We start from the raw sequence: 23279 nt of genomic DNA, 5'->3' as shown, positions 1-23279 counted from the left end.
GATATTCCTTTCAAGATCCTTGTAGACGAAGCCATTTTGCTCAAAGAACTGTAGGAACCTCAGGGATTTGTTTGAGAGGGCGACATAGAGTGCAACGAGCGAGTAGATGAAACTGACAAAGTACGACCTGATGAAGGTTCCAAGGATACAAGCAAGCATCGTATAGAAGGAAAAGTATGTGACTATGACTGCTACAAAGTGCAGCAACATGCTGAGGAAAGGTCGGAAATCGCCAAAGTGAAGGCAGGTAACGGACAGCCCGATGGTAGCTCCTAGCGTGAAGAACAGTATGAGACATAGGTCCTTCGCAACGAAGTAGCGGACCGAGCCCATTCCTAGGTCCTGATAGAAGAGGATGGATTTCTCGCTGAAGTCGAGACAGACGTAGGACGCCGCCAAGGCAGGAAGTATGAAGACACCCAGTTGTGTAAGAACGACGTAGGTCCCGAGCAACGTCCCCTCAAGGTCGACTCCGTCAGGATAGGCGGGAATCTGCATGACATACCCAAGAGCGAACAGGCCCATGGACAGCGCGACCGTGATGGGGAGATACACGCCATGAGAGAAGCGTCGAAGTTCGACTAGCATGGAACGCCACCTCCTATATAGCGCCTTACTATGGTTTTCGTCGGAAGGTCCTTCTCTATGTGCCCATCCTCAAGGAGATAGTTGGCTCCTGGCATTTCTGTGAGATCAGACAGATCATGGGTAATGTTGATAGAGGTTATTTCCGGGCGATTAAGGTACTTGTTAAAGAACGACCGTATCGTTCGCGTGCTTGTCTGATCGAGTGCGGAAGTGCATTCGTCGAGCACGATGACTTTTGGGTTCTTGGAGAGAAAGAAGAGAATCTTGAGTTTCTGCCTCTGGCCGTCGCTGAGCCTCCTAAGCCTTAGACCTTCCTGGATTGAGGCTATGTTCAGGCCCTGATACAGCCTACGGCAGGCATTGCCATCAGAGTGTGCTTCTGCGGCTCTGATGACATCAGATACGTGGAGATCGAGTGGCAGACCGCTGTAGCTTCCGATTACGCTCACTTCTCCACCTTGGGTGGACACGATCCCCCCGTGTGGTATGAGCCCTGCGAGCGACTTGGCGAAGGTAGACTTGCCACTGCCGTTTTTGCCTAGAAGATGGTTGATACGACCTGCGGGAAACGAGACATCCGCATGACTCAGTACCGTTCTGTTTCTAAATCCGACCGAGTAATCAATTAGCTTCATGATGATTGTCCAAAATGGTACACGGAAAGGCCCGTGGACTCCATGGAGGCCACGGGCCCCTCGTTGGTCTACCAGCCAATGAAAGTGGCGTTTACGTTCTGGAAGAGATATACAGGGCTAAGGACATCCTCGAGCCTGCATGTCTCAAGTTCCTTCTCGAGTTCTTTCTGTTCCATGGGGTTTTCGACAATGAAATCATCTATGGTCTGGCGCGGATCTTGGTTATCCATGGCAATCCTCAACTCTTCCTCTCGTTCTGAATGCGATTGCATGCTGGTCGACCATGCTTTGCATTGTGCTCGATCAGTCTTAAGGTCAAATAAAGCAGATACTAAGAAAGTCATAAGATGCGCCATGGAAAAATAACGTATGAGCTGAATGGCTATAATCCAAATTGTGGCAGGATGTCCCGGGAGGTGTCGGTTCTCATGCACGAAAAGGTATTGGTGGTAGAGGACGACCGGGACATTTCGACCATCGTGATGGACTGCTTGAGTGCCGAGGGATATGAGTGCCATGCAAGCTATGCTGGCAACGATGCACTGAGAGAGTTTGGGGCCCAGCCCTATGATCTGGTCATCTGCGACCTCATGTTGCCGGGGTGTCCGGGAGAGCGGGTCGTGAGTGCCATAAGGTCAAGAGATAGCACTATACCCATACTCATTATATCTGCCCGTGGAAGTACTTCGGACAAGGTAGATCTCTTGTCGCTTGGCGCAGATGACTATCTGGCCGAGCCCTTTGACATAGCGGAGCTGATAGCACGCGTTGGCGTCCAACTGCGTCACACGAGACATGAGGATTCCGAGAAGATCGGCCGTAGTCGGGTCTCAGTGGGTAGGTGGGTGCTGGACCGGGATTGCAGGACGCTTGAGATCGACAAGGTTTCGTTGTCTCTGACATGCATAGAGTTCAATCTCGTCGAGGCGCTCGTCAGCCATCCCAAAAGGGTTTTTACGCGTCCAGAGCTATTCGAAATTGCCTGGGGCGAACGTTTTTCCAATGATGCAGGGACGGTGAATGTCCATATATCGAACATTCGAACAAAGCTGAGGCCGACGGGGACCGATTCCTACATTGATACCGTTTGGGGTGTAGGATTCAGGCTCGTTGTTCCACAAGATGATGGGGAAATCCCCGCGTGAACGCCCTCGAGACAGCATCCTTAACGAAGGTGTGGGGTAGGGTGAAGGCCGTCAATGCGGTGTCGATGCATGTAGAGAATGGCGCGATCTATGGGCTTGTCGGTGATGCGGGGTCTGGAAAAACAACGCTGCTGAGCCTAGCTTCTGGGCTGATGGCTGCTGATACGGGTGAAGTCATCTTGTTCGGTAACCGTTCGACGCGATATTCCCGAACTCGTGTTGGGGCGATGCTTGGGCCACAATCCACCATTGGATATCTCACTGCGCTTGATAATCTCATGATCAAGGCCTTGGCCAGTGGATTGGTTGACGCCCGAGCTCGCTGTATTGAGGTTCTGGATACCCTTGGTGTGAACGATATTAAGGTTCGTGTTAGATATTCTTCGGTCGACCAGCGTGTACGCATCAGAATCGCGCTCGCCCTTGTCAATAGGCCCGATTTGCTCTTATTGGATGAGCCATTTGTGGGGCTTGACTCTCGTTCGTCCCTTGAACTTAGCTCAACCCTTCTTACACTTAACGAGGAAACGGGGATTACCATCGTCATGGCCTCGCGACGAATAGGCTGGCTCCAGTCAATGGCGACACATTATGGTGTCCTGAAACAGGGGCGCTTACAGCGTGAGGTTTCCACGACACGCCTGCTGGTCGAATGCGATGGCTCAATTAGGCTTCGCACTGTTGATTTGCCGAGGGTTATGGTTCTACTTGAGGAATCCTTGGGACCCGACTGCATCGAATCGTGTCGCGATATGATGACAGGAGAGGACTATCTTTGCATAAGGGATACCGATGAGTACCTGCTGTCTGGGTTGCTGCACGATATGGACGCAGAGGTACTTGAGATGTACAGGTCAAGGAGGAGTCCTGAAGAGGTGCTTTTGGATGGTGCAAGGGACTCATCATGACAAATCTGTTATTATCAGATTTTTATCGCATATCGCGGACTAGGCCGTGTTGGATTCTGGCTGTCATCGTTGTTGCCTTAGGTGCTTGGTCAGCACTCGTTGTGTCGGAGTCGGGCTTGGGTCTTGGTGTATCTGCATCACTCGTCTTTGGCGTGCATGGGTGGTATGGCGCAAGTGTGCCCGCATCCGAAAGCGCAAAGTTTCTGACGCGAGCGTGGGGGCAGGCCTTTCTTGCGGGTGGCTCATTGACGCTTGTTATCTCGCTTTTTGGTGCGGGCCTCATGTCATCCGACTTCGTATGGGGCTATGAGTGCAATCTACTGGGAACGGGCTGCTCCAGGCGCCTCTATCTCCTTGAAAAGGTCGTCCTTTGCACAATGGCATCTGCCTTGGTGTTGCTGCTTTCTGCGGGCGCATCTCGGTTGACGCTTATCGCGAGAGGATTCTCGTTCTCTTTTTCGGAAGAGGCTTGGATGCTTACCGGGTGGCTTGTACTTGCATGGCTGCATCTCACTGCTTATGCTGCGCTTTCGTTGCTGTTGACTGCCGTTCTCAAAAGTCGAACGAAGGGAATGGTGGTCGGTGCAGCAATGGGATCGGGGATTATTGGCATGGCCGTATGGGCGTCTTTCATGATGGCTGCGCGGCAATGGCCCGCTCTTTCGCGGATTGCAACATTGCTTCCCTATTGCAATGGCCAGCTGTTGGGACAAGGTTCTCAGATTTTCTTTGACAGATATGGGAGTACCGAATCGGACGTTGCCAACAGGGTGCTTACGATCTTGGGGAATGCGGGAATCGATCCGCTGTGGCACATCTTGCTTGTGGACGTTGCCGTCCTTCTGCTGGTGTTGGTAGGCATATGTGCGCTTGGACGCTGGAGCAGACATTGATTGGCCTGATAGTTGGAGTGGCACTCGGCTTTCTTTTTGCGAGCCTTATCTATGAGGGTGAGATTCGTCGACAGGGACGAATATTCGAGGACAAGACCTCTTTGGGAAGCATTCACATGGGGGCAATGCTTGCTAGCCGAGGATGGAGAAGATTTGCCCGGATAGTGAATGCCCACCTCGCTCTCATGCAGCAGCAATTGAGTGCAAGCCTTGCGGAGCAGAGATCCTTCAGGCGGGGCTTGTCTGCTCTTGGTCATGATATGCGTACCCCTCTTACCGGTGTGAAGGGATACGTGCAGCTTGCAAGAAGGACAGTAGACGATCCTGGGATACAAGCGCGCCTTGATGCCGCAGTCGAAAGAATAGATGCGGCTGAGGGCATGCTTGACAGGCTGCAGGTATACGCGTGGGCGAATGATCCCGATCGCAGCTACATATATGAGCAGGTGGGAGTGCTGACATTACTGATTGAAGTTCTTGACGATCATGAGATCGAGTTTCGCCAACGGGGATGGGAGCCGCGTGTCAGCTTCGAAAACGAAGCGCTTCGAGTTGTTGCCGATCGAGAGGCCCTTCGGAGAGTCCTTGACAATCTCGTTGTTAATGCCTTGCGTCATGGGGTGTCCCCGCCCTCCCTTTTCCAGCAGGGCGATGCAAACCAATGGAGCCTTAGCATTACAAACGACTTGAAGGAGGGGGAAGCGGTGGATATGACTCATCTCTTCGATCGCTTTTGGAAGGCAGATGCCTCGCGCCGTGCGTCTGGCATGGGCTTGGGTCTTTCTATTGCACACTCCCTTGCGCGTGATATGGGGATGTCTCTGCGAGCCACGACTGGCGATGGCGCCATTAGCTTCATCTTGTCCCCGTTGTGCCGGGACAAGTCGAATACCTGCTAGAATCGTTCATCGTATGTCCGCATGCAGGAAAGGTCTTTCCCATGAGCGAGAGCGCAAGCGAAAACACGAGTTACCCGTCGTATGACGCCCAGGCCATAGAGATCAAGTGGCAGCAGAGGTGGGAGGACGAGGGCCTCTACAGGACCGACGAGGATCCGGCCAAGCCCAAGCGGTACGTGCTCGAGATGTTCCCGTACCCCTCCGGCGACCTGCACATGGGCCATGCGCGCAACTACACCATCGGCGACGCCATGGCCCGCCAGGCGCACATGCGTGGCTTTGACGTGCTGCACCCCATGGGCTTCGACGCCTTCGGCCTGCCGGCGGAGAATGCCGCCATCAAGCACCACACGCAGGCGGCCAAGTGGACCTACCAGAACATCGACCGGGCCGTGCGCACCATGAGGCGCATGGGCTTCTCCTTTGACTACGACCGCATGTTCAACACCTGCGACCCCGAGTATTACCGCTGGGGCCAGTGGATGTTCATCCAGATGTGGAAGAGGGGCCTGGCCTACCGCGCCACCTCGCCGGTCAACTGGTGCCCCGGCTGCAAGACGGTGCTCGCCAACGAGCAGATCGTGGACGGCCGCTGCTGGAGGTGCGGCTCCATCCCCGAGAGGCGCAACCTCTCGCAGTGGTACCTCAAGATCACCGACTACGCCCAGGAGCTCCTGGACGACCTCGACACGCTCACGGGCTGGCCCGAGAACGTGAAGGCCCAGCAGCGCAACTGGATCGGCCGCTCCGAGGGTGCCGAGATCGACTTCAGGCTGGCGGACGAGGACGGTGTGACGCCCACGGATCGCACCATCACCGTGTTCACGACGCGCGCGGACACGCTCTTCGGCACCACCTTCATGGTGCTGCCGCCCGAGAGCGAGCTTGCCGAGGAGTTGGTCGTGGGCACCGAGCACGAGGCCGCCTATCGCGAGCTGCGCGCTGCCACCGAGAGGGTCTCCAGCGTGGAGCGTCAGGGCTCCGATCGCGAGAAGCACGGCGTGCCCACCGGCCGCTTCGTCATCAATCCCATCACGGGCGAGCCGTTTCCCATCTGGGTGGCGGACTACGTGCTCATGGACTATGGCACCGGCGCCGTCATGGGCGTGCCCTGCGGCGACCAGCGCGACTTCGAGTTCGCCAAGAAGTATGGCCTGGACATCGTCCCCATCATCTGCGAGAAGGATGGTCCGCTGTACGAGCGCCTCAAGGATCAGAGGGACATCGTGGTTCGCGACGTCGACTGGGACGGCGCCATGGCCATCGAGGGATATCTCGTGCAGTCCGGTGCGTTCACGGGCCTCAAGGGCGGCAAGCACTCGGAGGGCGTCGCGGCCATCCTCGGCTGGCTCGAGGAGCATGGCTGCGGTCGCGCGAAGGTGCAGTTCCGCCTGCGCGACTGGCTCATCAGCCGCCAGCGCTACTGGGGCAACCCCATCCCCATGATCCACTGCGACGACTGCGGTGACGTCCCCGTGCCCGAGGACCAGCTGCCGGTGCGCCTGCCCGAGGGGCTCGACCTCGGTGCGGGCGAGACGCTTGCCGAGTACGCACCCTTCTTTGAGACCACCTGCCCGAAGTGCGGCAAGCCGGCCCGCCGCATCACCGACACCATGGATACCTTCACCTGCTCCAGCTGGTACTACCTGCGCTACTGCGACCCGCACAACGATGCGTCACCGTTCTCGCGCGAGGCCGTGGACCGCTGGATGCCCGTCGACAACTACATCGGTGGCATCGAGCACGCCATCCTGCACCTGCTCTACTCGCGCTTCTGGACCAAGGTCATGCGCGACCTCGGCCTCGTGGGCACGGACGAACCCTTCACCAACCTGCTCTGCCAGGGCATGGTCAAGGATGCCAACGGCGACACCATGAGCAAGTCCAAGGGCAACGTGGTGCCGCCCTCGAGCGTCATCGGGCCGTATGGCGCGGATACGATGCGCCTGGCCATCCTCTTCATTGCCCCGCCCGAGAAGGACTTCGACTGGGACGAGGATGCCGTCGCGGGCGCGAACCGCTTCATCAGGCGCGCGTGGCGCGTGGTGTGGGAGCTTGCCAACGCCGGTGACGCTGCGGCGCCGCTTGACGTGACGACGCTGGACGCCAGGGCCAAGGAGCTCAACCGCACCCTGCACGAGCTCGGCCTGCGCTGCACGGCCGACTTCGACCGCGGGCAGTTCAACACGGCCATCTCCGCATGCATGGAGCTCACGAACGCCGCGAGCAAGTACCTGCTGGAGACCGCCGAGGGCGAGCGCGCCGCCTCCGTGTGCTGGCGCGTGGCACACGACCTGGTGGCCATGCTGGCGCCCATCTGCCCGCACTGGGCCGAGGAGCTCTTCCATGAGGCGCTGGGCCAGACAGGCTCCGTCTACGACGAGCCCTGGCCCGCGTTCGACGCCGAGCAGGCCAAGAGCGACATGGTCGAGATCGTGGTGCAGGTCAAGGGTAAGAACCGTGCCCACATCGAGGTGGCGGTGGACGCGCCGAAGGACGAGCTCGAGACGGCGGCCCGCGAGGCCGTGGCCGAGCAGATTGCCGGCAGGGACGTGAGGAAGGTCATCGTCGTGCCCGGGCGCCTCGTGAACATCGTAGCGGTGTAGGGGCTCGTCATGGCGAGCTATCCCTTCAGCGCCCTCGTCGGCCAGGACGACCTGCGGCGCGCCCTCGTCCTCAACCTGGTCGACCCCACCATCGGCGGCGTCCTCATCCAGGGGGAGAAGGGCACGGGCAAGACGACGGCCGTCCGCGCGCTGCCCGCACTCATGGGTGGCGACCTGCGCGTGGTGGAGCTGCCGTGACCCTGCCCGTCTGATGGGCGCGGACTATCGCCAGCTCGACGAGTCGCGCGTCGGGGATCCCCGCAGCATCATCGAGGAGGTACTCGCCCACTAGGAGCCAGGCCAAGTGTGCGTTGGATTCACGTTGAAAATTCCCAACTGGGCAAACGCGAGGTGACCTCGGTTCAACGCGCGCTTTCTCGATGTCCCTCGCCTTTGCCGTAGCGACTGCCACCGCTTACGTGATTGCGCCTCCAGTGGGGTAGCCTCGGGCAGAAAATATGATCAAATTCATGAAATACTGGGTTCATGCATACGGACTGCACGAGGGGGAGCAAGGCCCGGGATTGCCAAGGGAGGGGCGTGGCCCAAGGCCACCAAAGGAGAGGAGAGGCTATGGCAGAGGTCGACTATCATCCCATGTGGGAGAGCCTAGGCATGGACGTCGAGGCCCATGATGGGCTACTGGCAGCGGTGGGGCAGATGTTCCAGGACTCGTTCCTTGTGCAGGAGAACCGCCCGGCGAGCACCGACTACCTCGACAGCGTGGTCGCCAACATCCACTCCGGGCGCATCCAGGAGATGCTCGACCAGAAGGAGGCCGGTACCGCCACAAAGATCGTGGGTTCGTTCTGCCTCTACGTGCCCGAGGAAGTCATCATGGCCGCCCGAGGCATCTCTGTGGGACTCTGCTCCGGCGCCGACTGGGCCACGGACAAGGTGGAGAAGCACATCCCCCACAACACCTGTCCGCTCATCAAGAGCTTCAACGGCTTCAAGCTGGGGCGCGTCTGCCCCTACATCGAGTCGAGCGACCTGGTGGTGGGCGAGAACACCTGCGACGGCAAGAAGAAGGCCTACGAGTTCTTCGGCACGCAGAAGCCCATGCACATCATGGATGTTCCCAACGTCAAGACCGATACCGCCCTTGCCTCCTATAGGGAGCAGGTACGTCTCCTGGCCCAGCGCGTGGAACAGGAGACTGGGGTCAAGATCACGGAAGAGGGCCTGAGGGCGGCCATCAGGCTCGTCAACGAGAAGCGCCGCGCGCTCCAGCGCCTGTCCGCAACGCGGGCGGCGGACCCCGCCCCCATCTCTGGGCTGGACTGCCTCCTCACCGTGCAGGCCGCCTTCATGGACGACCCGGTGCGCCTGACGGCAGCCATCAACGCCATGGCCGACGAGTGCGAGCGGCGCGTGAGGGACGGCGTAGGCGTGGCCCCCAAGGGCACCAAGCGCGTCCTGTATACCGGAACGCCCATGCCCGTCCCGTTCTGGAAGCTCTTTACCCTCATCGAGCAGGCCGGCGCCGTCGTGGTGGGCGAGGAGTGCTGCACGGGCTCGCGCTACTACAAGGATCTCGTCGATGAGTCCGGCGAGACGGTCGACGAGATGCTCGACCGGATAGCGGAGCGCTACTACGACATCAACTGCGCCATCTTCACGCCCAACGAGGGCCGCATGAAGGACGTCATCGGCATGGCCAAGAACCTGCATGCCGACGGCATCGTCGACTGCTCGCTCCAGTTCTGCACGCTCTACGACATGGAGTCGTTCACGATGCGGAAGGCGGCCGAAGAGGCGGGCATCCCCTACATGCACATCTCGACCGACTACTCCAACGAGGACACGGGCCAGCTGACGACCCGCATCCAGGCCTTCATCGAGATGATCTAGGCCTGGCACGGAACCATGCATGAGGCGGGCCGCGCAGCGACTCGCGCGCCGGGTGCGACAGGGAGGAGGTTCATGAGGGAGATGCTCACGCGTTGCACGCTCATCAAGGTGACCGTTGGGGTCGGGACGGTCTTCGTCCTTGCCCCGCCGGCAGCAACCACGACACCCCCATCGACGAGCCCGTCGCCTCCAAGGGCACCGGCAAGGGGATGAACCCGGTCGAGCTGCTGCTCTGCTCTCTCGGACTACCACGGCTTCAAGGAGATTCGCATAACCCTCCACTTCCAGATGGAGTCGTCGCAGGAGAGTTGCGATGCCCTCGTGAAGGACGTGGAAGCAAGCTGCCCCGTGAGCAACACGCTGAGTGGTGGCGCCCTCAAGGTGGTCGCCAACTCGGCCATCACTGAGCCCATGTAGGGAGCCACTGGCAGAGGATGGGCCCCCGAGCCGACGGCTCCCCTCTCCCCACTTGCACGCGGTAGTCGGCCTTGAGCTGACCGTTTCCCATGTGGTCATCCTCCGCGCGCATGAAGGTGGCATCGCGGTCGGTCTTGGAGAGGAAGCCACGGCCTGCGAGGTCGGTGGCGTTTCTCTCGTTGTGTACCATCTTCTCTCTCCACTCGCCCTCGAGCATGCGCTCGACGCGGCGAAGCGCCTTGCCTGCGTCGTCTTTGAGACACTTGCCCACGCCTTTCTCCCTGATACGCTTGTTGATGTGCCGTGCGGCCTCGGCGATGGTCTCGGAGTCGACGTCGCTGGGTCCCTCGGCCGCGAGCCTCTCCTCCTCTGAGCCTGTTCGCATTCGCCTCGATCTTGGTGCCGTCAAGGGTGACGAGGCCCATGTCGGCCAAGAGGGATATGAACTTTGAGAACACCTCTTCGGAGACGGGGCAGATGTGCTCGGAACGGAAACGGTTGACGGTGCTGTGGTCGAGGGGCTGCATGTCACAGATCCAAAGGAATCCAACGTTCTCACACGTCGCCTGGGCGATCCTGTGGGAGGAGCAGATGCCTTGGGCGTAGGCCAGCAGCACCACTTTGAGCATAACCTGTGGGTCGTGGGCGGGACATCCTCCTCCGGGATAGAGCGCCGTGAGGATGGATCTGTCGATGGACTCCACGACCATATCCACCACGCGGGGAAGGGAGTTCTCGGGAACAAGGTCGCCGATGTCGGGACAATGATACCAAATGCCAACGTTTCCACTGATGAATGGCTATACTTTGCAACTGCAGAGCCGCCGTTGCCAGTCCTTTTCCGTCAAAGGAGAGCGGAGTCTGCTTTGGGTCCCGCTCTAAAGGGAGGTGCCTTTGATACAGCCCCATGGTTCTTGAGGGAGCGAAACGGCCCCAAGTGCGTGCCGGCATCGAGGCCCAAAGGGGGCTCGCGTGGTCAACCGGAGCAATCCCAGCCCCTCACGAACAGAAATCCTGGGCGTTTGCCGGCAGTGGACGCCGCCGACGCGCCGCAAGCACACGGCCGGGCACGCACTTGGGGCCGTTTCGCTCCCATGAGGCCATCGTTGCGAGGAAGGGGGTGCCGCAGCTGCTGCGATACCCCGTGCCGCGTGTGGCAGGCGCGATGGAGCCCCGCCACGCGGGCGCCTACGAGGCCACGCGGGTCTCCTCGGGATCCTCCTCGTCCTTGGGCTCCCTCTGCCTGGCGATGGACCCCACCATCGAGAAGAGGGGCTCCTCCACCTCGAACTCCTTGATGGCGGCGTCCAGCTGGCGCAGCATCCGCTCGCGATCCTCGGGCAGGCTGCCGTGCACGCGCAGCTCCACGTAGTCATGGAAGCCGTCGAAGTCGACCGGTCCCTCCAGGAGGGAGACCAGCTCGCGGTCCTCGTGCAGGTTCTCCTGCTCGCTGGCGGGCACGAAGCTGTCACGCTCCACCTCCCGGCCCAGCTCCACGTCCCGATGCAGGAAGAGGCTGAAGTTGCAGATGTAGAGGGGCTTGGTTCCGTTGAGGAAGGCCGCTGTCGCCCGGGCGTTCTCGATGTCGCGCCCGTGGCCGGCGATGCCCGTCATGATGTGGGCTCCGTACTCCATGCCAGCGGCGTGCAGGCGGGCGATCTGCCTGCGGGCGGTCGTGTTGTCGTGCTCCTTGTGCATGAAGGCGAGCACGTCGTCCAGGCCGCTCTCGATGCCGATGTAGAGGGTGCGCAGGCCACCTGTGGCGATCTTGGCGAGCTCCTCGTCGCTTTTGGCGGCGATGCTCGAGATGGTGGCATCGGCGCTCACGCTGGCGCAGCCGGGAAGCTGCCGGTGTATGAGCTCGAGGACGGCGAGCAGATCCTCCGTCCTCACGCCAAAGGCGTTGCCGTCTCCCAGCATGACGCCGCGCGGGGACCTCCCGGTGGCCGCGATGCGCCCCACCTCGGCCTTCACCTGCTCGAAGGGCAGGGTGCGGTAGCTGAGGTGCTTGAAGAGGTCGCAGAACTTGCAGCGGTTGTAGGGGCATCCGACGCTGATGGGCAGCATGAATGATGCGCGCTCACGTGGCGTGCGACAGATCTGGCCTTCGTACCGCATGGTATCGCCTCCCTGGGCGTCCGGGGCACCCCTGCTCCGGCGATGAGATACACCCATTGTAGAATGCCCGTACGGGGAAGTGTGAGGCGCAGGGTCCGTCCCCCCTCTGTGTGGGACGTGTTTCCGCCAGCGGTCGTGCTGTCGTACGAACGGGGGAGCTACGGCCGCGGGCGGGATCCATGGCCTGCCTTCGTCCACGCCCGCCCGTCTCGGGACGCCCTCGTCTGCCGCCGCTGGCGGATGCCCAGTGAAAGCCTACGTTTTATTGACCATGATAATTCTATAATGGGTCCTCATATGAGCGGGAGACATGAGAACCTGGCTATGGCGGAGGCCTATGGAGACTGGAAACTTGAGCAGGGAGGAACTGCTCGACCTCGAGAACGCTCGCAAGACGCCCCGGGAGAGAGCGGTCGACCATGCCGTCTGCCTGCTTCCCGTGCTGGTGGGGATGGGCGGCATCCTCGAGTACCTCTACGTTCCCAACAGGCCCGGCTACCGCACCACCTTCGTGTACGTGTGGTTCCTGGGTGCGCTCGTGGCCCTCTCGCTGGCGGGCGCCCTCCTGACCTTCTGCTCCGGGCGCACCATGCGGCACATACGCCACAAGGCGCCCTTCCACGTCCTCATCTACCTGCTCTTCATTGGCTATGACCTGCTCACCGACAAGTCGGCCAGCCTCATGATGCCCTTCTTCCCCTCGGTCGACCAGGTGCTGAACGCCATCCTCTCCGATGGGGCATACCTCTTCGACTGTACCTGGCACTCCCTCATCCTCCTGTTCACGGGCTATGCGATCGGCCTGGTGGTGGGGCTTGCGACGGGCATCGCCTGCGGCTACAGCAGGCGCATCAACTACTGGATCTCTCCCTTCACACGGTTGCTGGGTGCGATCCCGTCAACGACGTGGATTCCCGTCGTCATGGTGCTGGCCATGTCGCTCTTCCAGGGGGCGGTGTTCATCATCGCCCTGGGCGTGTGGTTCGCCATCACGGTCTCCACCATCACGGGGATCCGCACCATCGACAGGTCGTACTACGAGGCGGCGCGCATCCTGGGCGCGAGCTCCCGCCAGCTGGTGACGCACGTCTCCATCCCCTCGGCCCTGCCGAGCATCTTCCAGGGCATGACGCAGGCCATGAGCTCCGCCTGCACCGCGCTCATCGTGGCGGAGATGATAGGCGTGCAGTCCGGGCTGGGCTGGTACATCACCTGGCAGAAGAACTGGGCGGAGTACGACAAGATGTACGGGGCGATCATCGTCATATGCCTCATCTTCGTGGCCGTCAACTTCCTGCTTGAGAGGATCAGGCGCCGGGTGCTCGTCTGGCAGGAGGGGATGGTGGAGGAGCGATGAGGCTCGAGGTCAACCACGTGAGCAAGAGCTTCGCGGGCGTGGGACCCCACGACGTGGTCGACGTGCTCGACGACGTGAGCCTTATAGCGTCCGCCGGCGAGTTCGTGTGCATCGTAGGGCCGTCTGGCTGCGGCAAGTCCACGCTCCTGCGCCTCGTCGCCGGCCTCGAGGTGCCCACCAAGGGATCCGTCCTGCTGGACGGCACCAAGGTGGAGGGCCCCAGCCCGCGTCGCGGCATGGTCTTCCAGAGGCCCACGCTCTTCCCGTGGCTGACGGTGCGCAAGAACATCGCCTTTGGCCCGCGCATGTGCGGAGAGGACGGCGACCTCGAACGACGCATCGACCGGATGCTTGAGCTCGCGGGCCTCAGAGACTTCGCGGACGTCTATCCCCATCAGCTGTCAGGGGGCATGGCGCAGCGCATCGCCCTCGTTCGCGCCATCATCAACGATCCAGAGGTCATGCTCCTCGACGAGCCGCTGGGGGCGCTCGACGCCTTCACCCGCATGGGGATGCAGGATACGATCCTCGCCATGTGGCAGGACAAGAACGACGTGATCCTCATGGTGACCCACGACGTCGACGAGGCCATCTACATGGGCACACGCGTCATCGTGATGTCTCCCGCCCCAACCCATGTGGTGAAGGCCATCCAGATTGACCTCGACTACCCGCGCAACAGGGCGGGTGGGGAGTTTACGGCATATCGCAACCAGATTCTGTCACTTTTGAACTTCGGGAGGGTCTCCTCGTAGCGTCGGCACGCCCGTCGGCGTGCGAGCGCCTGGCGAGCAGGATCGGTCATGGTCATGAGAGGGGAGCAGGATGAGCAGCATGGTGACGCGCAGGGGATTCGTGGGCGGGGCGGCCTTGGCGGGGCTTGCCCTCGTCGGATGCGGCAACACGCAGGTCGGTGCCAATGAGAACGACACGTCTGCCGCAGACGCCGCCAAGGCCGTCTACGAGATGTCGATGGAAGAGGAAGAGGAGGCCATCAAGAAGGAGCCCTTCTATGGCAAGAAGCTCACCGTGGGCTACGGCGGGGGTCTCTGCCTGGGCGCCTTCGGCATCACCGAAGACCAAGGCTACAGCGCGGACGAGGGCCTCGACTGCGAGCTCATGAACGTCCAGTCCAAGATCGATGCGGTCGGATCGGGGCAGGTGCAGGTCGTGGGCACCCACATCGCCTCGCTGCTGGTACCCGCCTACAATGGCGTCGGCATGACCTTCACCCTGGGCATCCACTCGGGATGCAAGTCGCTCTACGTCCTGACGGACGGGAGCGTGCGGTCGACCCAGGACCTTAAGGGCCAGACCATCGGCGTTCCCGAGGGCATGGGCAGCGCGGACCAGAACATCGCCATGCGCTTCCTGGGCCGCGACGAGGTGGATCCCAAGACCGACGTCGAGTGGAAGCAGGTCGCCAAGGAGGCCTGCATACAGGGGATGCAGAATGGCGAGATAGCGGCGGCGGTCCTCGAGGACCAGTACGCCATGCCCTTCGTCAGCGATGGGACCATCACCTACATCCGGTCGCTCACCTACGATGACGACTTCAAGGTCGAACCCTGCTGCATCCTCGCATTCAACAGCGACTTCGCGAAGGAGAACCCCGTGCACGTCAAGCGCTACACGCGCGCCTTCCAGAAGGCCGGCGTGTTCATCGAGCAGAACACGGAGCAGGCGCTCGACATCCTCCTCAAGAACTCCTGGGCCTCCGGGGACCGCGATGACGACCTCGCCCTCATGCAGGCGTTCGACTACACGATCACCGAGCAGCGCACCAAGGACTCCCTGCTCGACATCATCGCCGACCATCAGAAGTATGGCATCATCGACAGCGAGCAGAGTGCGGACGAGGTCCTGGCGAAGGTCTGGGCTCCCGTCCTGGATGACGTCCAATAGCCGCGTGTCCCGCCTGCGCCGTCCTCTGCGCACCTTCGACCGGAAGTCTGATTGATTCATCTTTCGGTCGATTTTCTTACAGTCATCAACTTATAATGCAGAGATATGTGTGACGTGGGTGGTAGCGGATGTCGGTCACCACCCATCTGCCGATAGGATGCGATCATGTTCGACTTTGACTACTTCGTGCGGGTCATCCCCAAGGTCATGGGTGGCCTGTCGGTAACCTTGCAGCTCACCGTGGTCTCGACCGTCTTCGCCCTCCTGATCGGCATCCTCGTCGCCATGGTGGGCAGCTACAGGGTCAAGGTGCTCTATCCCATCACACGCGCCTTCGTCTCGTTCATGCGCGGCACGCCGGCCGTGGCCCAGCTCTACTTCTTCTACTTCGGCCTGGCGATCTACAGCACCGCCATCCGCAACATGACGCCCATCATCGCCTGCTCGTTCGTGCTGAGCCTCAACGTGGGGGCCTTCATGTCGGAGAGCATACGCGCCGCCCTCATGTCCGTTGACGAGGGGCAGCGTGAGGCGGCGGCGTCGCTCGGCTTCTCCAAGGGCCAGACGTTCTGGCGGATCGTGGTCCCCCAGGCGGTGCGGGTGGCCATACCACCCCTCTTCAACGACATGATCAACCTCATCAAGCTCTCGTCGCTCTCGTTCATGATCGGCGTCCCCGACATCATGGGACAGGCGAAGATCGAGGGTGCCTCCACCTTTCGCTACTTCGAGATCTACGCCGCCGCCATGCTGGTCTATTGGGGTGTCATCGAGCTGTTCGGCGCCGCCAGCCGGCGTCTGCAACATACGTGTGAGCAGGCCTACTAGGGGCCTGCCGTGGTGGGCCCCCAGGGCCAGAGGGAGGAAGTTTCGTGTCAGCTCAAATTACCCGCAGGTCACTCCTCACGTCCGCAGCCGCGCTTGCCGCCTTGCCGCTTGTGACCGCCTGCACGGGTGGTGCCGGCTCCTCGGATGCTGCCACCGCTGACAAGGTCACCAAGGTGAGCCTCGTGACGAGCGGCAAGGGCGAGCCCTACTCGCTCATCGCCGCCGACGGCACGTGGACGGGCATCGACGCGGATGTGTGGGAGGAGATCAAGAAGGACACCGGCGTGGAGGTCAACGTCATGCAGGCGGAGTTCTCCTCCATGTTTGGCGAACTGGACGCCGGCCGCGCGAACCTCGTGGCCAACTGCCTTGCCGTCAAGAAGGAGCGCACCGATAAGTACCTCGCCTCCCACCCCTACTACGGCGATGCCCAGGACGTGACGGTTGCCCCCGACAACACTGACATCAACGGCTTCGAGGACCTGGCTGGCAAGACCTGCGGCGTCACTGCGGGCTCCGCAAGCCAGACGATCGCCAACGACATGGCCGCGCAGTACGGCTTTACGGTGACCACCTACGAGGACGCGAACATCTCGCTCAACGACTGCCTCCTCGGTCGCATCGATGCCGTGTTCACCACCGACACGGCCGTCTACAAGTTCAACAACGCCAACGGCGTCACGATGCGCATCCTCGACGAGCGCACGCTCTCCAACAACGTGGCCTACTTCTTCCCCAAGACCGACGAGGGTCAGAAGTACTGCGACTTCGTCAACGCCGAGATCGACAAGATGCTCGCCGACGGTCGCATGGCCTCCATCTGCGAGACGTGGCTGTATGCCGACATGACGCAGCTCATCTCCGACGACGATGCGAACAAGTAGGACCATGGAACAGCCGCTGGTACGCGTCGAGCATCTGAGCAAGAGCTTTGGGGACACCGACGTCCTCAGGGACATCAACCTCACGATGGACAAGAATGAGATCACCGCGATCATAGGCCCCTCGGGCACCGGCAAGTCCACGCTGCTGCGCTGCCTCAACTATCTCACCGAACCCACCTCGGGCATCGTGAGCATCGCCGACGTGACGGTCGATGCCGCTCACCACACCGAGCGGGACGTCCTCGAGCTGCGCAAGCACTCCGCCATGGTCTTCCAGGGCTACAACCTCTTCAAGAACTTCACCGCCATCGGCAACGTGATGGAGCCCCTGGTGACGGTCAAGCGAATGGAGAGGGGACAGGCGCGCGAGAAGGCCCTGCACTACCTCAGGCTCGTGGGTATGGAGGAGCGCAAGGACTTCTATCCCTCCAAGCTCTCCGGTGGCCAGCAGCAGCGCGTCGGCATCGCCCGCGCCCTGGCGGTGGAGCCCAACGTGCTCCTGCTCGACGAGCCCACGAGCGCCCTCGACCCGCAGCTGGTGGGGGAGGTGCTCGCCACCATCAAGAAGCTTGCGGAGCTGGGCGTCACCATGATCCTGGTGACGCACGAGATCCACTTCGCCCATGAGGTGGCCAACCGTATCATCTTCATGGACCAGGGCCGCATCGCCGCGGACGGCACCCCGGCCGAGATCATCGACGCCTCGCGCGACCCGCGCCTGAGGGAGTTCCTGAGCTTCGTCGAGCGCGACTGAGGGGCAGGTGAGAGGCCACATCATAGTCGGGCGGCAGGTCGCAGCGAGGCCTGTCACCCTTTTTGGTGCGTTGGAGACGAGACCTGTGTCCCTGGTGGAGTAGCTCGCACTTCTGCAGAATCGCTCATAAATCCTGTATGGGCTGACCGCTACCCGTGATAAGATGTTCTCAGTAAGCCCGCCTGGCCTCTCAACGATGCACACTGGCGGGTTTTCGCCTATCTAGAGAATGTTGCGCCTATGAAGTACACCAAACCCTTTCTCACCTTTGAGCAGCAGACCGACCTCCTCATGAAAAAGCGCGGAATGCTTGCCGACCGGAGCGACCTCATCCGGCATCTCCAGGATGTGGGTTACTACCGCCTGAGCGGCTACTGGCACATCTACAAGAAACGAGGGTCAGACAAGTTCTGGGAGGGCACCACATTCCAGCGCGCCTGGGACATGTACGTGTTCGACCGGCAGTTCCGTCTGGTGGTGCTCGACGCCGTGGAGCGTGTTGAGGTCTACATGCGCACCCAGCTGGCATACCTCCTGGCCGAGCAGACCGGCCCCTTCGGGTTTCTGGACAAAACCAACCTCCCCAGGCTGAGTGAGGAACGCTATGAACACTTCGTAGAGAAGTGCCGCGATGCCTATGGTAGGGTCAAGGGAGGCGAGCCCTTCGCGAAGCACTTCAATGACAAGTATGGCGATCACCATAATCTGCCTCCCTACTGGATACTCGTGAACGTTATGGACTTCGGTATGGTGGTGACGCTCTACAGTGGCTCTCCCGTGCCCGTGAGGAAGCAAATTGCGGATGGACTCGGCGTTAGCACCAAGGTGCTCGACTCATGGATGGTGACCGTGAACACGGTACGCAACATCTGCGCTCACCATGGCCGTCTCTGGAACAGGATTATCGGCAATCCGCCCAAGATTCCGAAGGCAGTCGAGTGGCATGACCCTTACGAGGTGAGGAACGACAAGATATTCGGGACACTTACGATGCTGAGCTATCTGCTTGAGCGCGTTGCCCCGGACACAGGTTGGCGTAAGCGGCTTCTGGATATGGTCCTTAGGCTCTCAAGTCGGAACCAGGGGCGCATGGGTTTCATGGGGGAGTGGAGAGAGTGCCCGCTCTGGAAGCCGTACTTAGAGGATGCAGGCGACCTGGAGAGCCAATAAGTACGTTGACCGCTGCCATGGGTGGCCAGCGGTCCGCTGGCGCTATCTGGGGGAGCTGATACGGTTTTGGCACCATCCGCGAAAAGATGCACTTGCGTTTGATGGCAACCGAAGAAAAGATGCACTTTTGTTTCAAAATACCTGCCAAAAAGATGCATCTAGCTTTTTGAGGGGGCCGGATTTGATACACTCTTGCTGGTAGATGCCCGTGCTATCAGGCTCCGCGAACACCCCCCCATCAAGCCCCATGAAGGGCGGGTTGGACGGGCCTCTGTGGCCTGCATAAGCGCTGCCTTCTGCACCTTGTTTTACGCAACCATACGTATCCATCAAATTAATTGAACATGATAATGAATATACTGGAAACAGAATGGCGTCGAGCGCGTGTGTGGTTCGCATACCGTTGTCGCCAGGGAACGGGGCGGCCTCAACCTTTTTGGAGCAGCCATGATCGAGATGCGTCACCTGGGCAAGGTATGGGACGATGGGGCCGAGGTGCTTAGGGACATCAACCTCACCATCGGCGAGGGAGAGATGTACGCCCTCGTGGGCAGGAGCGGTGCGGGCAAGTCCACGCTGCTGCGCTGCATCAACGGCCTCACCAGCTACGAGTCGGGAAGCATGGTGGTGGACGGCCACGAGATAAAGGACCTCTCCCATCAGGAGATCCGCGAGCTCCGTCGGCAGATTGGCATGGTGTTCCAGCAGTTCTCTCTGCTCGAACGCGAGAACGTGTACAACAACGTGGCCCTGCCCATGAGCTGCTGGGGCTACGCGAAGGAAGACATCGACCGCAAGGTGCGCAGCCTCCTTGCGCTGGTGGGCCTCAAGGAGAGGATGGACGCCCGTCCACGCAACCTCTCCGGCGGGCAGAAGCAGCGCGTGGCCATCGCTCGCGCGCTCACCATGGACCCCAAGATCCTCCTCTGCGACGAGGCCACGAGCGCCCTCGACCCCAAGACCACCAGCTCCATCCTCGACCTGCTCATGCGCATCAACGAGGAGACGGGCATCACCATCGTCGTCGTGACCCACCAGATGGAGGTGGTGCGCAAGGCCTGCCAGAAGGCCTGCATCCTCGAGCACGGCGTGATTGCCGACATGGGCGACGTCCTCGACATCTTCTACCGCCGCCCGGCATCGCTCCTGCGCCTAGTGGGAGACGAGCGGTCCCGCCTGCCCGAGACGGGCGCGAACCTCCGCGTCGCGTTCGACGCGGAGGGAGCGGGCACGGGCTTCCTGGGTGCGCTGTCGCATGAGACGGGGCTCGTGCCCGCGATCGTCGAGGGCGGCATCGAGCCCTTCCGCGGCAGGGGCGTGGGACTCTTCACGCTCAACGTGGCCGAGGGGGACGTGGCCCGCATCGCGCCCTTCCTCGATGCGCATGCGCTCAAGTGGGACCGTACCGACGACAGCTGGCTGGCCGCCTCGGTGGACGCCGACGAGACGGAGGAGTAGGGGCCATGGTTCTGACACGCTTCAGCTTCTGGGAGATCTTCCAGATGCTCATCCTGCCCTCCGTGCTCGACACGCTCAAGATGGTCGCCATCGCGGGTCTCTTGGCAACGGTCATCGGCATGTTCCTGGGCATCGTGCTGGTGCTCACGGACAAGGATGGCCTCAGCCCCAACAGGGTCGTCTTCAGGGTCGTCGACATCTTCGTGAACATCATCAGGTCGTTCCCGTTCATCATCCTCATCGTCACGATCATCCCACTCACGCGCCTCATCGTGGGCTCGTCCATCGGCAACACGGCAGCGCTGGTGCCCCTCACGGTGGCCTGCAGCCCCTTCATGGGTCGCATCTTCCAGAACGCCTTCAAGGAAGTGGACCCGGCCCTCATCGAGGCCGCGCAGTCCTTTGGCGCATCGAAGCGGCAGATCATGTTCAAGGTGTACCTCAAGGAGGGCCTGCCCTCCGTTATCTCCGGCCTCAGCCTGGGGATGATCAACCTCTTGGGCTGCACAGCCATGGCCGGCGCCGTGGGCGCGGGCGGCCTGGGCGCCATCGCGCTGCAGTACGGCTACCAGAACTTCAACGTGCAGGTGATGTACACGATCGTCGTGATCCTCATCGTGCTCGTCGCACTCATCCAATACCTCGGCGACTGGGTGTACCGGAAGCTCAAGTAGGCGACCGTGGACCTTGGGACGGCAGGCAATGCGAAGACAAAGGAGAGCAGCATGACCGCATCGATCACCAGAAGGACCGCCCTGCGGATGGCTGGCCTGGCCGGGCTCACATCCATCCTCGCTGCGTGTGGGGGCGCGGGAGGTGCGCAGAACGCGGGCGAGACGAAGGTCATCAAGGTGGGCACCCGTGCCGACAGCATGGACAAGCTCGCTGCGGTGACGCCCGACATCGAGGCCGCCGGCTACAAGATTGAGGGCGTGTCGTTTGATGACTCGGTCCTGCCCAACCAGGCCCTGGGGGAGGTCAGCATCGACTGCAACTGGTACCAGCACGAGCCCTACCTGGAGGCCTACAACAAGTCCAACGGCACGGACTTCGTGATGGTCGAGCCGAAGTCGTACGCGCCGCTGTTCGGCATGTACTCCAGCAAGTGGAAGTCCCTGGACGAGCTGCCCGATGGCGCCACCCTCGGTATGTGCTCCGACGCCTCCAACCAGGCACGCGGCATGACCATGCTCCAGGACCAGGGCTTGCTTACCCTCGCCGACGGCGTGGAGACGCCCACGATCCACGACGTGAAGGACAACCCCAGGAACCTACAGTTCATCGAGGCCGAGATGCAGCTGCTGCCCCAGTCCATCGACGACGTGGACGGCATCTGCCTGGCCGCGGCCCACATGGTCAATGCCGGGAAGGATGCCAACTCCTACATCGCGCGCTCCCAGGACGAGGAGGAGTACGCCGTGGGCTTCGTCGTGCGCAAGGAGGATGCCGACGCCGCGTGGGCCACGGGGCTTGCCAAGGCCGTCCAGTGCGACCACCTGAGGGACTACCTCGCCAACGAGATGAAGGGCTCCATGGTCCCCACCTGGAGCTAGCGAGGTCCTTGCTTGGGGCGGAGCGGCTGTGGGCGTGTCCGCGGCCGCCCCGCCAGATGCGTGCGGCAACCAGTGTGGAGGGGTGCTTCCCATGGATGTGATCAAGACGGAGATGACTCCCAAGGAGCGGGCCGTTGCCTATGCGGCCGGCGAGGAGGTGGACCGCATTCCCACCAACCTCTCGGCGGGGGAGACGGCGCCGCCCCTCTACGGCTACCGCATCCGCGACTGGTACTTCTCGGCCGACATCATGGTGGACGTGGAGAGCCACCTTGCCGAGGACTTTGGGGCCGACAACATGGGCGTGGGCCTCGGCCTGCGTGCGCTCGTGGAGGCGTTGGGCACACGGCTCACCTACCCGGACTACGGCGTCTCGTACGTACGTGAGCCCAAGTTCTCCTCCTTCGGCGAGGTTGAGGGGGCCGAGCTGGTCGACATCGACAAGGATGGCCGCCTGCCCCTCATCGTGGAGTCCTTCGAGCGCCTGATGGACGCCTATGGCGACGTGCGCACCCTTGGCTCGGGCCTGGCGGGTCCCATCACCACGGCGGGGCAGCTCATCGACACCGAGGTCTTCCTGCGCGGCATGATCAAAGACAGGGATGGCGTGCACAAGCTCATGCAGTACGCTACGGACAACGTGGTGAAGTGTGCCCACGACCTGCACGAGCGCCTGGGCATCGGCCTTGCGCTCTCCGAACCCATGGCCTCGCGCGACCTCCTCAACAGGAGACAGTTCCAGGAGTTCTACAAGCCCTACCTCGATCAGGTGGTCCGTCGCATGAACGAGTTCCAGGGCAGCACGACCATCCACATCTGTGGGCACACACGTGACCGTTGGGATCAGGTGATCGGTTCGGGTGTGAGCGGATTCTGGGGGGACAACATGGAGGACCTTGCCGAGTTCAAGGAGGCCTATGGGGATCGGGTAGCCATCACGGGCAATGTGCCACCTGTGGACGTGCTGCTGAACGGCACGGTGGACGACATCGACGCCAGCGTGCGGAGCTGCATCGCCAAGACCGCGGACTCACCCTGCGGCTTCACGCTGTGCCCCGGCTGCACGACCCCGGTGGGGACGTCGCGCGAGCACCTCGTCGCCTTCATGAACGCGGCCGCTACCTATGGGCGCGGGGCACGCAGAGGCCATATGGCGCGCGGCATCATCGAGGGTGACGGCCCGCTGGCGGCCGAGGGGCGCTAGTCCCATGGCCTGTCAGGCGATGAGCGGGCGCGCAACCGGAGGACCGGGAACGGGCGTGGGGCGATTGCGAGGACTCGGCTGTCTCTTCCTTGCTTTCCCAGAA

At 61.4% G+C, this 23279-nt stretch carries 24 protein-coding genes and 1 pseudogene; 19 read left to right on the top strand and 6 right to left on the bottom strand.

What is annotated here, in order from left to right; translation table 11 throughout:
- From HMPREF1316_RS07425 to HMPREF1316_RS14080, 3 genes are all read right to left on the bottom strand, one after another.
- Positions 1-588: hypothetical protein (locus HMPREF1316_RS07425; RefSeq protein ID WP_021726349.1), on the bottom strand; the 588-nt coding region annotated here is incomplete at its 3' end.
- Positions 582-1223, bottom strand: a complete 642-nt coding sequence (locus HMPREF1316_RS07420; RefSeq protein WP_021726351.1) for an energy-coupling factor ABC transporter ATP-binding protein — start codon at positions 1221-1223, stop codon at positions 582-584. The genes HMPREF1316_RS07425 and HMPREF1316_RS07420, both read right to left, overlap by 7 nt.
- Before the next feature lie 68 nt (positions 1224-1291).
- Positions 1292-1453, bottom strand: coding sequence for a hypothetical protein (locus tag HMPREF1316_RS14080; protein ID WP_021726346.1), 162 nt, complete (start codon positions 1451-1453; stop codon positions 1292-1294).
- A 117-nt stretch (positions 1454-1570) separates the two neighbouring features.
- On the opposite strand from HMPREF1316_RS14080, the gene HMPREF1316_RS07415 reads away from it, so the two are divergent.
- The 8 genes from HMPREF1316_RS07415 to HMPREF1316_RS14900 all read left to right on the top strand — a co-directional run bounded on the left by HMPREF1316_RS07415 (position 1571) and on the right by HMPREF1316_RS14900 (position 9945).
- On the top strand, positions 1571-2368 hold the full coding sequence (locus HMPREF1316_RS07415; protein WP_021726356.1) for a response regulator transcription factor: 798 nt from the start codon (positions 1571-1573) through the stop codon (positions 2366-2368).
- The gene (locus HMPREF1316_RS07410; protein ID WP_021726343.1) at positions 2365-3276 is read left to right on the top strand and encodes an ATP-binding cassette domain-containing protein; all 912 of its coding nucleotides are present in this window, start codon (positions 2365-2367) and stop codon (positions 3274-3276) included. The genes HMPREF1316_RS07415 and HMPREF1316_RS07410 overlap by 4 nt, the downstream gene beginning before the upstream one ends.
- Positions 3273-4169 carry an ABC-2 transporter permease gene (locus HMPREF1316_RS07405; protein ID WP_156901026.1) on the top strand — a complete coding sequence of 299 codons (897 nt, stop codon included), beginning with the start codon at positions 3273-3275 and terminating at the stop codon, positions 4167-4169. The genes HMPREF1316_RS07410 and HMPREF1316_RS07405 overlap by 4 nt, the downstream gene beginning before the upstream one ends.
- On the top strand, positions 4166-5068 hold the full coding sequence (locus tag HMPREF1316_RS07400; RefSeq protein ID WP_198009616.1) for a sensor histidine kinase: 903 nt from the start codon (positions 4166-4168) through the stop codon (positions 5066-5068). The genes HMPREF1316_RS07405 and HMPREF1316_RS07400 overlap by 4 nt, the downstream gene beginning before the upstream one ends.
- 41 nt (positions 5069-5109) lie before the next feature.
- Positions 5110-7674, top strand: coding sequence for a leucine--tRNA ligase (gene leuS, locus HMPREF1316_RS07395; protein WP_021726355.1), 2565 nt, complete (start codon positions 5110-5112; stop codon positions 7672-7674).
- A 9-nt stretch (positions 7675-7683) separates the two neighbouring features.
- Positions 7684-7872 (top strand): ATP-binding protein, encoded by a 189-nt coding sequence (locus tag HMPREF1316_RS07390; protein ID WP_021726354.1) that lies wholly within the window; start codon positions 7684-7686, stop codon positions 7870-7872.
- 375 nt (positions 7873-8247) lie between these two features.
- Positions 8248-9528 carry a double-cubane-cluster-containing anaerobic reductase gene (locus HMPREF1316_RS07385; RefSeq protein WP_021726353.1) on the top strand — a complete coding sequence of 427 codons (1281 nt, stop codon included), beginning with the start codon at positions 8248-8250 and terminating at the stop codon, positions 9526-9528.
- Between the two features lie 264 nt (positions 9529-9792).
- Positions 9793-9945 carry a hypothetical protein gene (locus HMPREF1316_RS14900; protein ID WP_332248189.1) on the top strand — a complete coding sequence of 51 codons (153 nt, stop codon included), beginning with the start codon at positions 9793-9795 and terminating at the stop codon, positions 9943-9945.
- Here HMPREF1316_RS14900 and HMPREF1316_RS14760 read toward each other — a convergent pair.
- The 3 genes and pseudogenes from HMPREF1316_RS14760 to HMPREF1316_RS07370 all read right to left on the bottom strand — a co-directional run bounded on the left by HMPREF1316_RS14760 (position 9929) and on the right by HMPREF1316_RS07370 (position 12063).
- Positions 9929-10330: a hypothetical protein gene (locus tag HMPREF1316_RS14760; protein ID WP_040651813.1), complete on the bottom strand. Its 402-nt coding sequence runs from the start codon at positions 10328-10330 to the stop codon at positions 9929-9931. The two genes, HMPREF1316_RS14900 and HMPREF1316_RS14760, sit on opposite strands and share 17 nt — an antisense overlap.
- Positions 10331-10403: 73 nt before the next feature.
- A pseudogene (locus tag HMPREF1316_RS15070) lies at positions 10404-10655 on the bottom strand (transposase); the annotation flags it as partial.
- 478 nt (positions 10656-11133) lie between these two features.
- Complete coding sequence (locus tag HMPREF1316_RS07370) at positions 11134-12063, bottom strand: radical SAM protein (protein WP_021726341.1); 930 nt, start codon at positions 12061-12063, stop codon at positions 11134-11136.
- A 352-nt stretch (positions 12064-12415) separates the two neighbouring features.
- On the opposite strand from HMPREF1316_RS07370, the gene HMPREF1316_RS07365 reads away from it, so the two are divergent.
- From HMPREF1316_RS07365 to HMPREF1316_RS07315, 11 genes are all read left to right on the top strand, one after another.
- Positions 12416-13420 (top strand): ABC transporter permease, encoded by a 1005-nt coding sequence (locus HMPREF1316_RS07365; RefSeq protein ID WP_021726338.1) that lies wholly within the window; start codon positions 12416-12418, stop codon positions 13418-13420.
- Positions 13417-14175, top strand: a complete 759-nt coding sequence (locus HMPREF1316_RS07360) for an ABC transporter ATP-binding protein (RefSeq protein ID WP_021726339.1) — start codon at positions 13417-13419, stop codon at positions 14173-14175. Before HMPREF1316_RS07365 ends, HMPREF1316_RS07360 begins: the two co-directional genes overlap by 4 nt.
- Positions 14176-14245: 70 nt before the next feature.
- The gene (locus HMPREF1316_RS07355; RefSeq protein ID WP_021726342.1) at positions 14246-15325 is read left to right on the top strand and encodes an ABC transporter substrate-binding protein; all 1080 of its coding nucleotides are present in this window, start codon (positions 14246-14248) and stop codon (positions 15323-15325) included.
- 165 nt (positions 15326-15490) lie between these two features.
- The gene (locus tag HMPREF1316_RS07350; protein WP_021726358.1) at positions 15491-16153 is read left to right on the top strand and encodes an amino acid ABC transporter permease; all 663 of its coding nucleotides are present in this window, start codon (positions 15491-15493) and stop codon (positions 16151-16153) included.
- Positions 16154-16197: 44 nt separating this feature from the next.
- On the top strand, positions 16198-17037 hold the full coding sequence (locus tag HMPREF1316_RS07345; RefSeq protein WP_021726348.1) for a transporter substrate-binding domain-containing protein: 840 nt from the start codon (positions 16198-16200) through the stop codon (positions 17035-17037).
- Between the two features lie 4 nt (positions 17038-17041).
- Positions 17042-17791: an amino acid ABC transporter ATP-binding protein gene (locus HMPREF1316_RS07340; protein WP_021726360.1), complete on the top strand. Its 750-nt coding sequence runs from the start codon at positions 17042-17044 to the stop codon at positions 17789-17791.
- A 240-nt stretch (positions 17792-18031) separates the two neighbouring features.
- Positions 18032-18961: an Abi family protein gene (locus tag HMPREF1316_RS07335; RefSeq protein WP_021726344.1), complete on the top strand. Its 930-nt coding sequence runs from the start codon at positions 18032-18034 to the stop codon at positions 18959-18961.
- A 447-nt stretch (positions 18962-19408) separates the two neighbouring features.
- Entirely contained in the window at positions 19409-20419 is a 1011-nt protein-coding gene (locus HMPREF1316_RS07330) for a methionine ABC transporter ATP-binding protein (RefSeq protein WP_021726340.1), read from the top strand.
- 5 nt (positions 20420-20424) lie between these two features.
- The gene (locus HMPREF1316_RS07325) at positions 20425-21093 is read left to right on the top strand and encodes a methionine ABC transporter permease (protein ID WP_021726357.1); all 669 of its coding nucleotides are present in this window, start codon (positions 20425-20427) and stop codon (positions 21091-21093) included.
- Between the two features lie 51 nt (positions 21094-21144).
- Positions 21145-21972, top strand: a complete 828-nt coding sequence (locus HMPREF1316_RS07320) for a MetQ/NlpA family ABC transporter substrate-binding protein (RefSeq protein WP_051332960.1) — start codon at positions 21145-21147, stop codon at positions 21970-21972.
- Between the two features lie 91 nt (positions 21973-22063).
- Positions 22064-23176: a uroporphyrinogen decarboxylase family protein gene (locus tag HMPREF1316_RS07315; RefSeq protein ID WP_021726352.1), complete on the top strand. Its 1113-nt coding sequence runs from the start codon at positions 22064-22066 to the stop codon at positions 23174-23176.
- The last annotated feature ends 103 nt before the right edge of the window (positions 23177-23279 follow it).

The organism is Olsenella profusa F0195 (genome assembly GCF_000468755.1).
In the GTDB taxonomy this organism is placed as follows: domain Bacteria; phylum Actinomycetota; class Coriobacteriia; order Coriobacteriales; family Atopobiaceae; genus Olsenella_F; species Olsenella_F profusa.
Note: the sequence above shows the minus strand (reverse complement) of the source record. Positions and strands in the feature narration are given on the sequence as shown.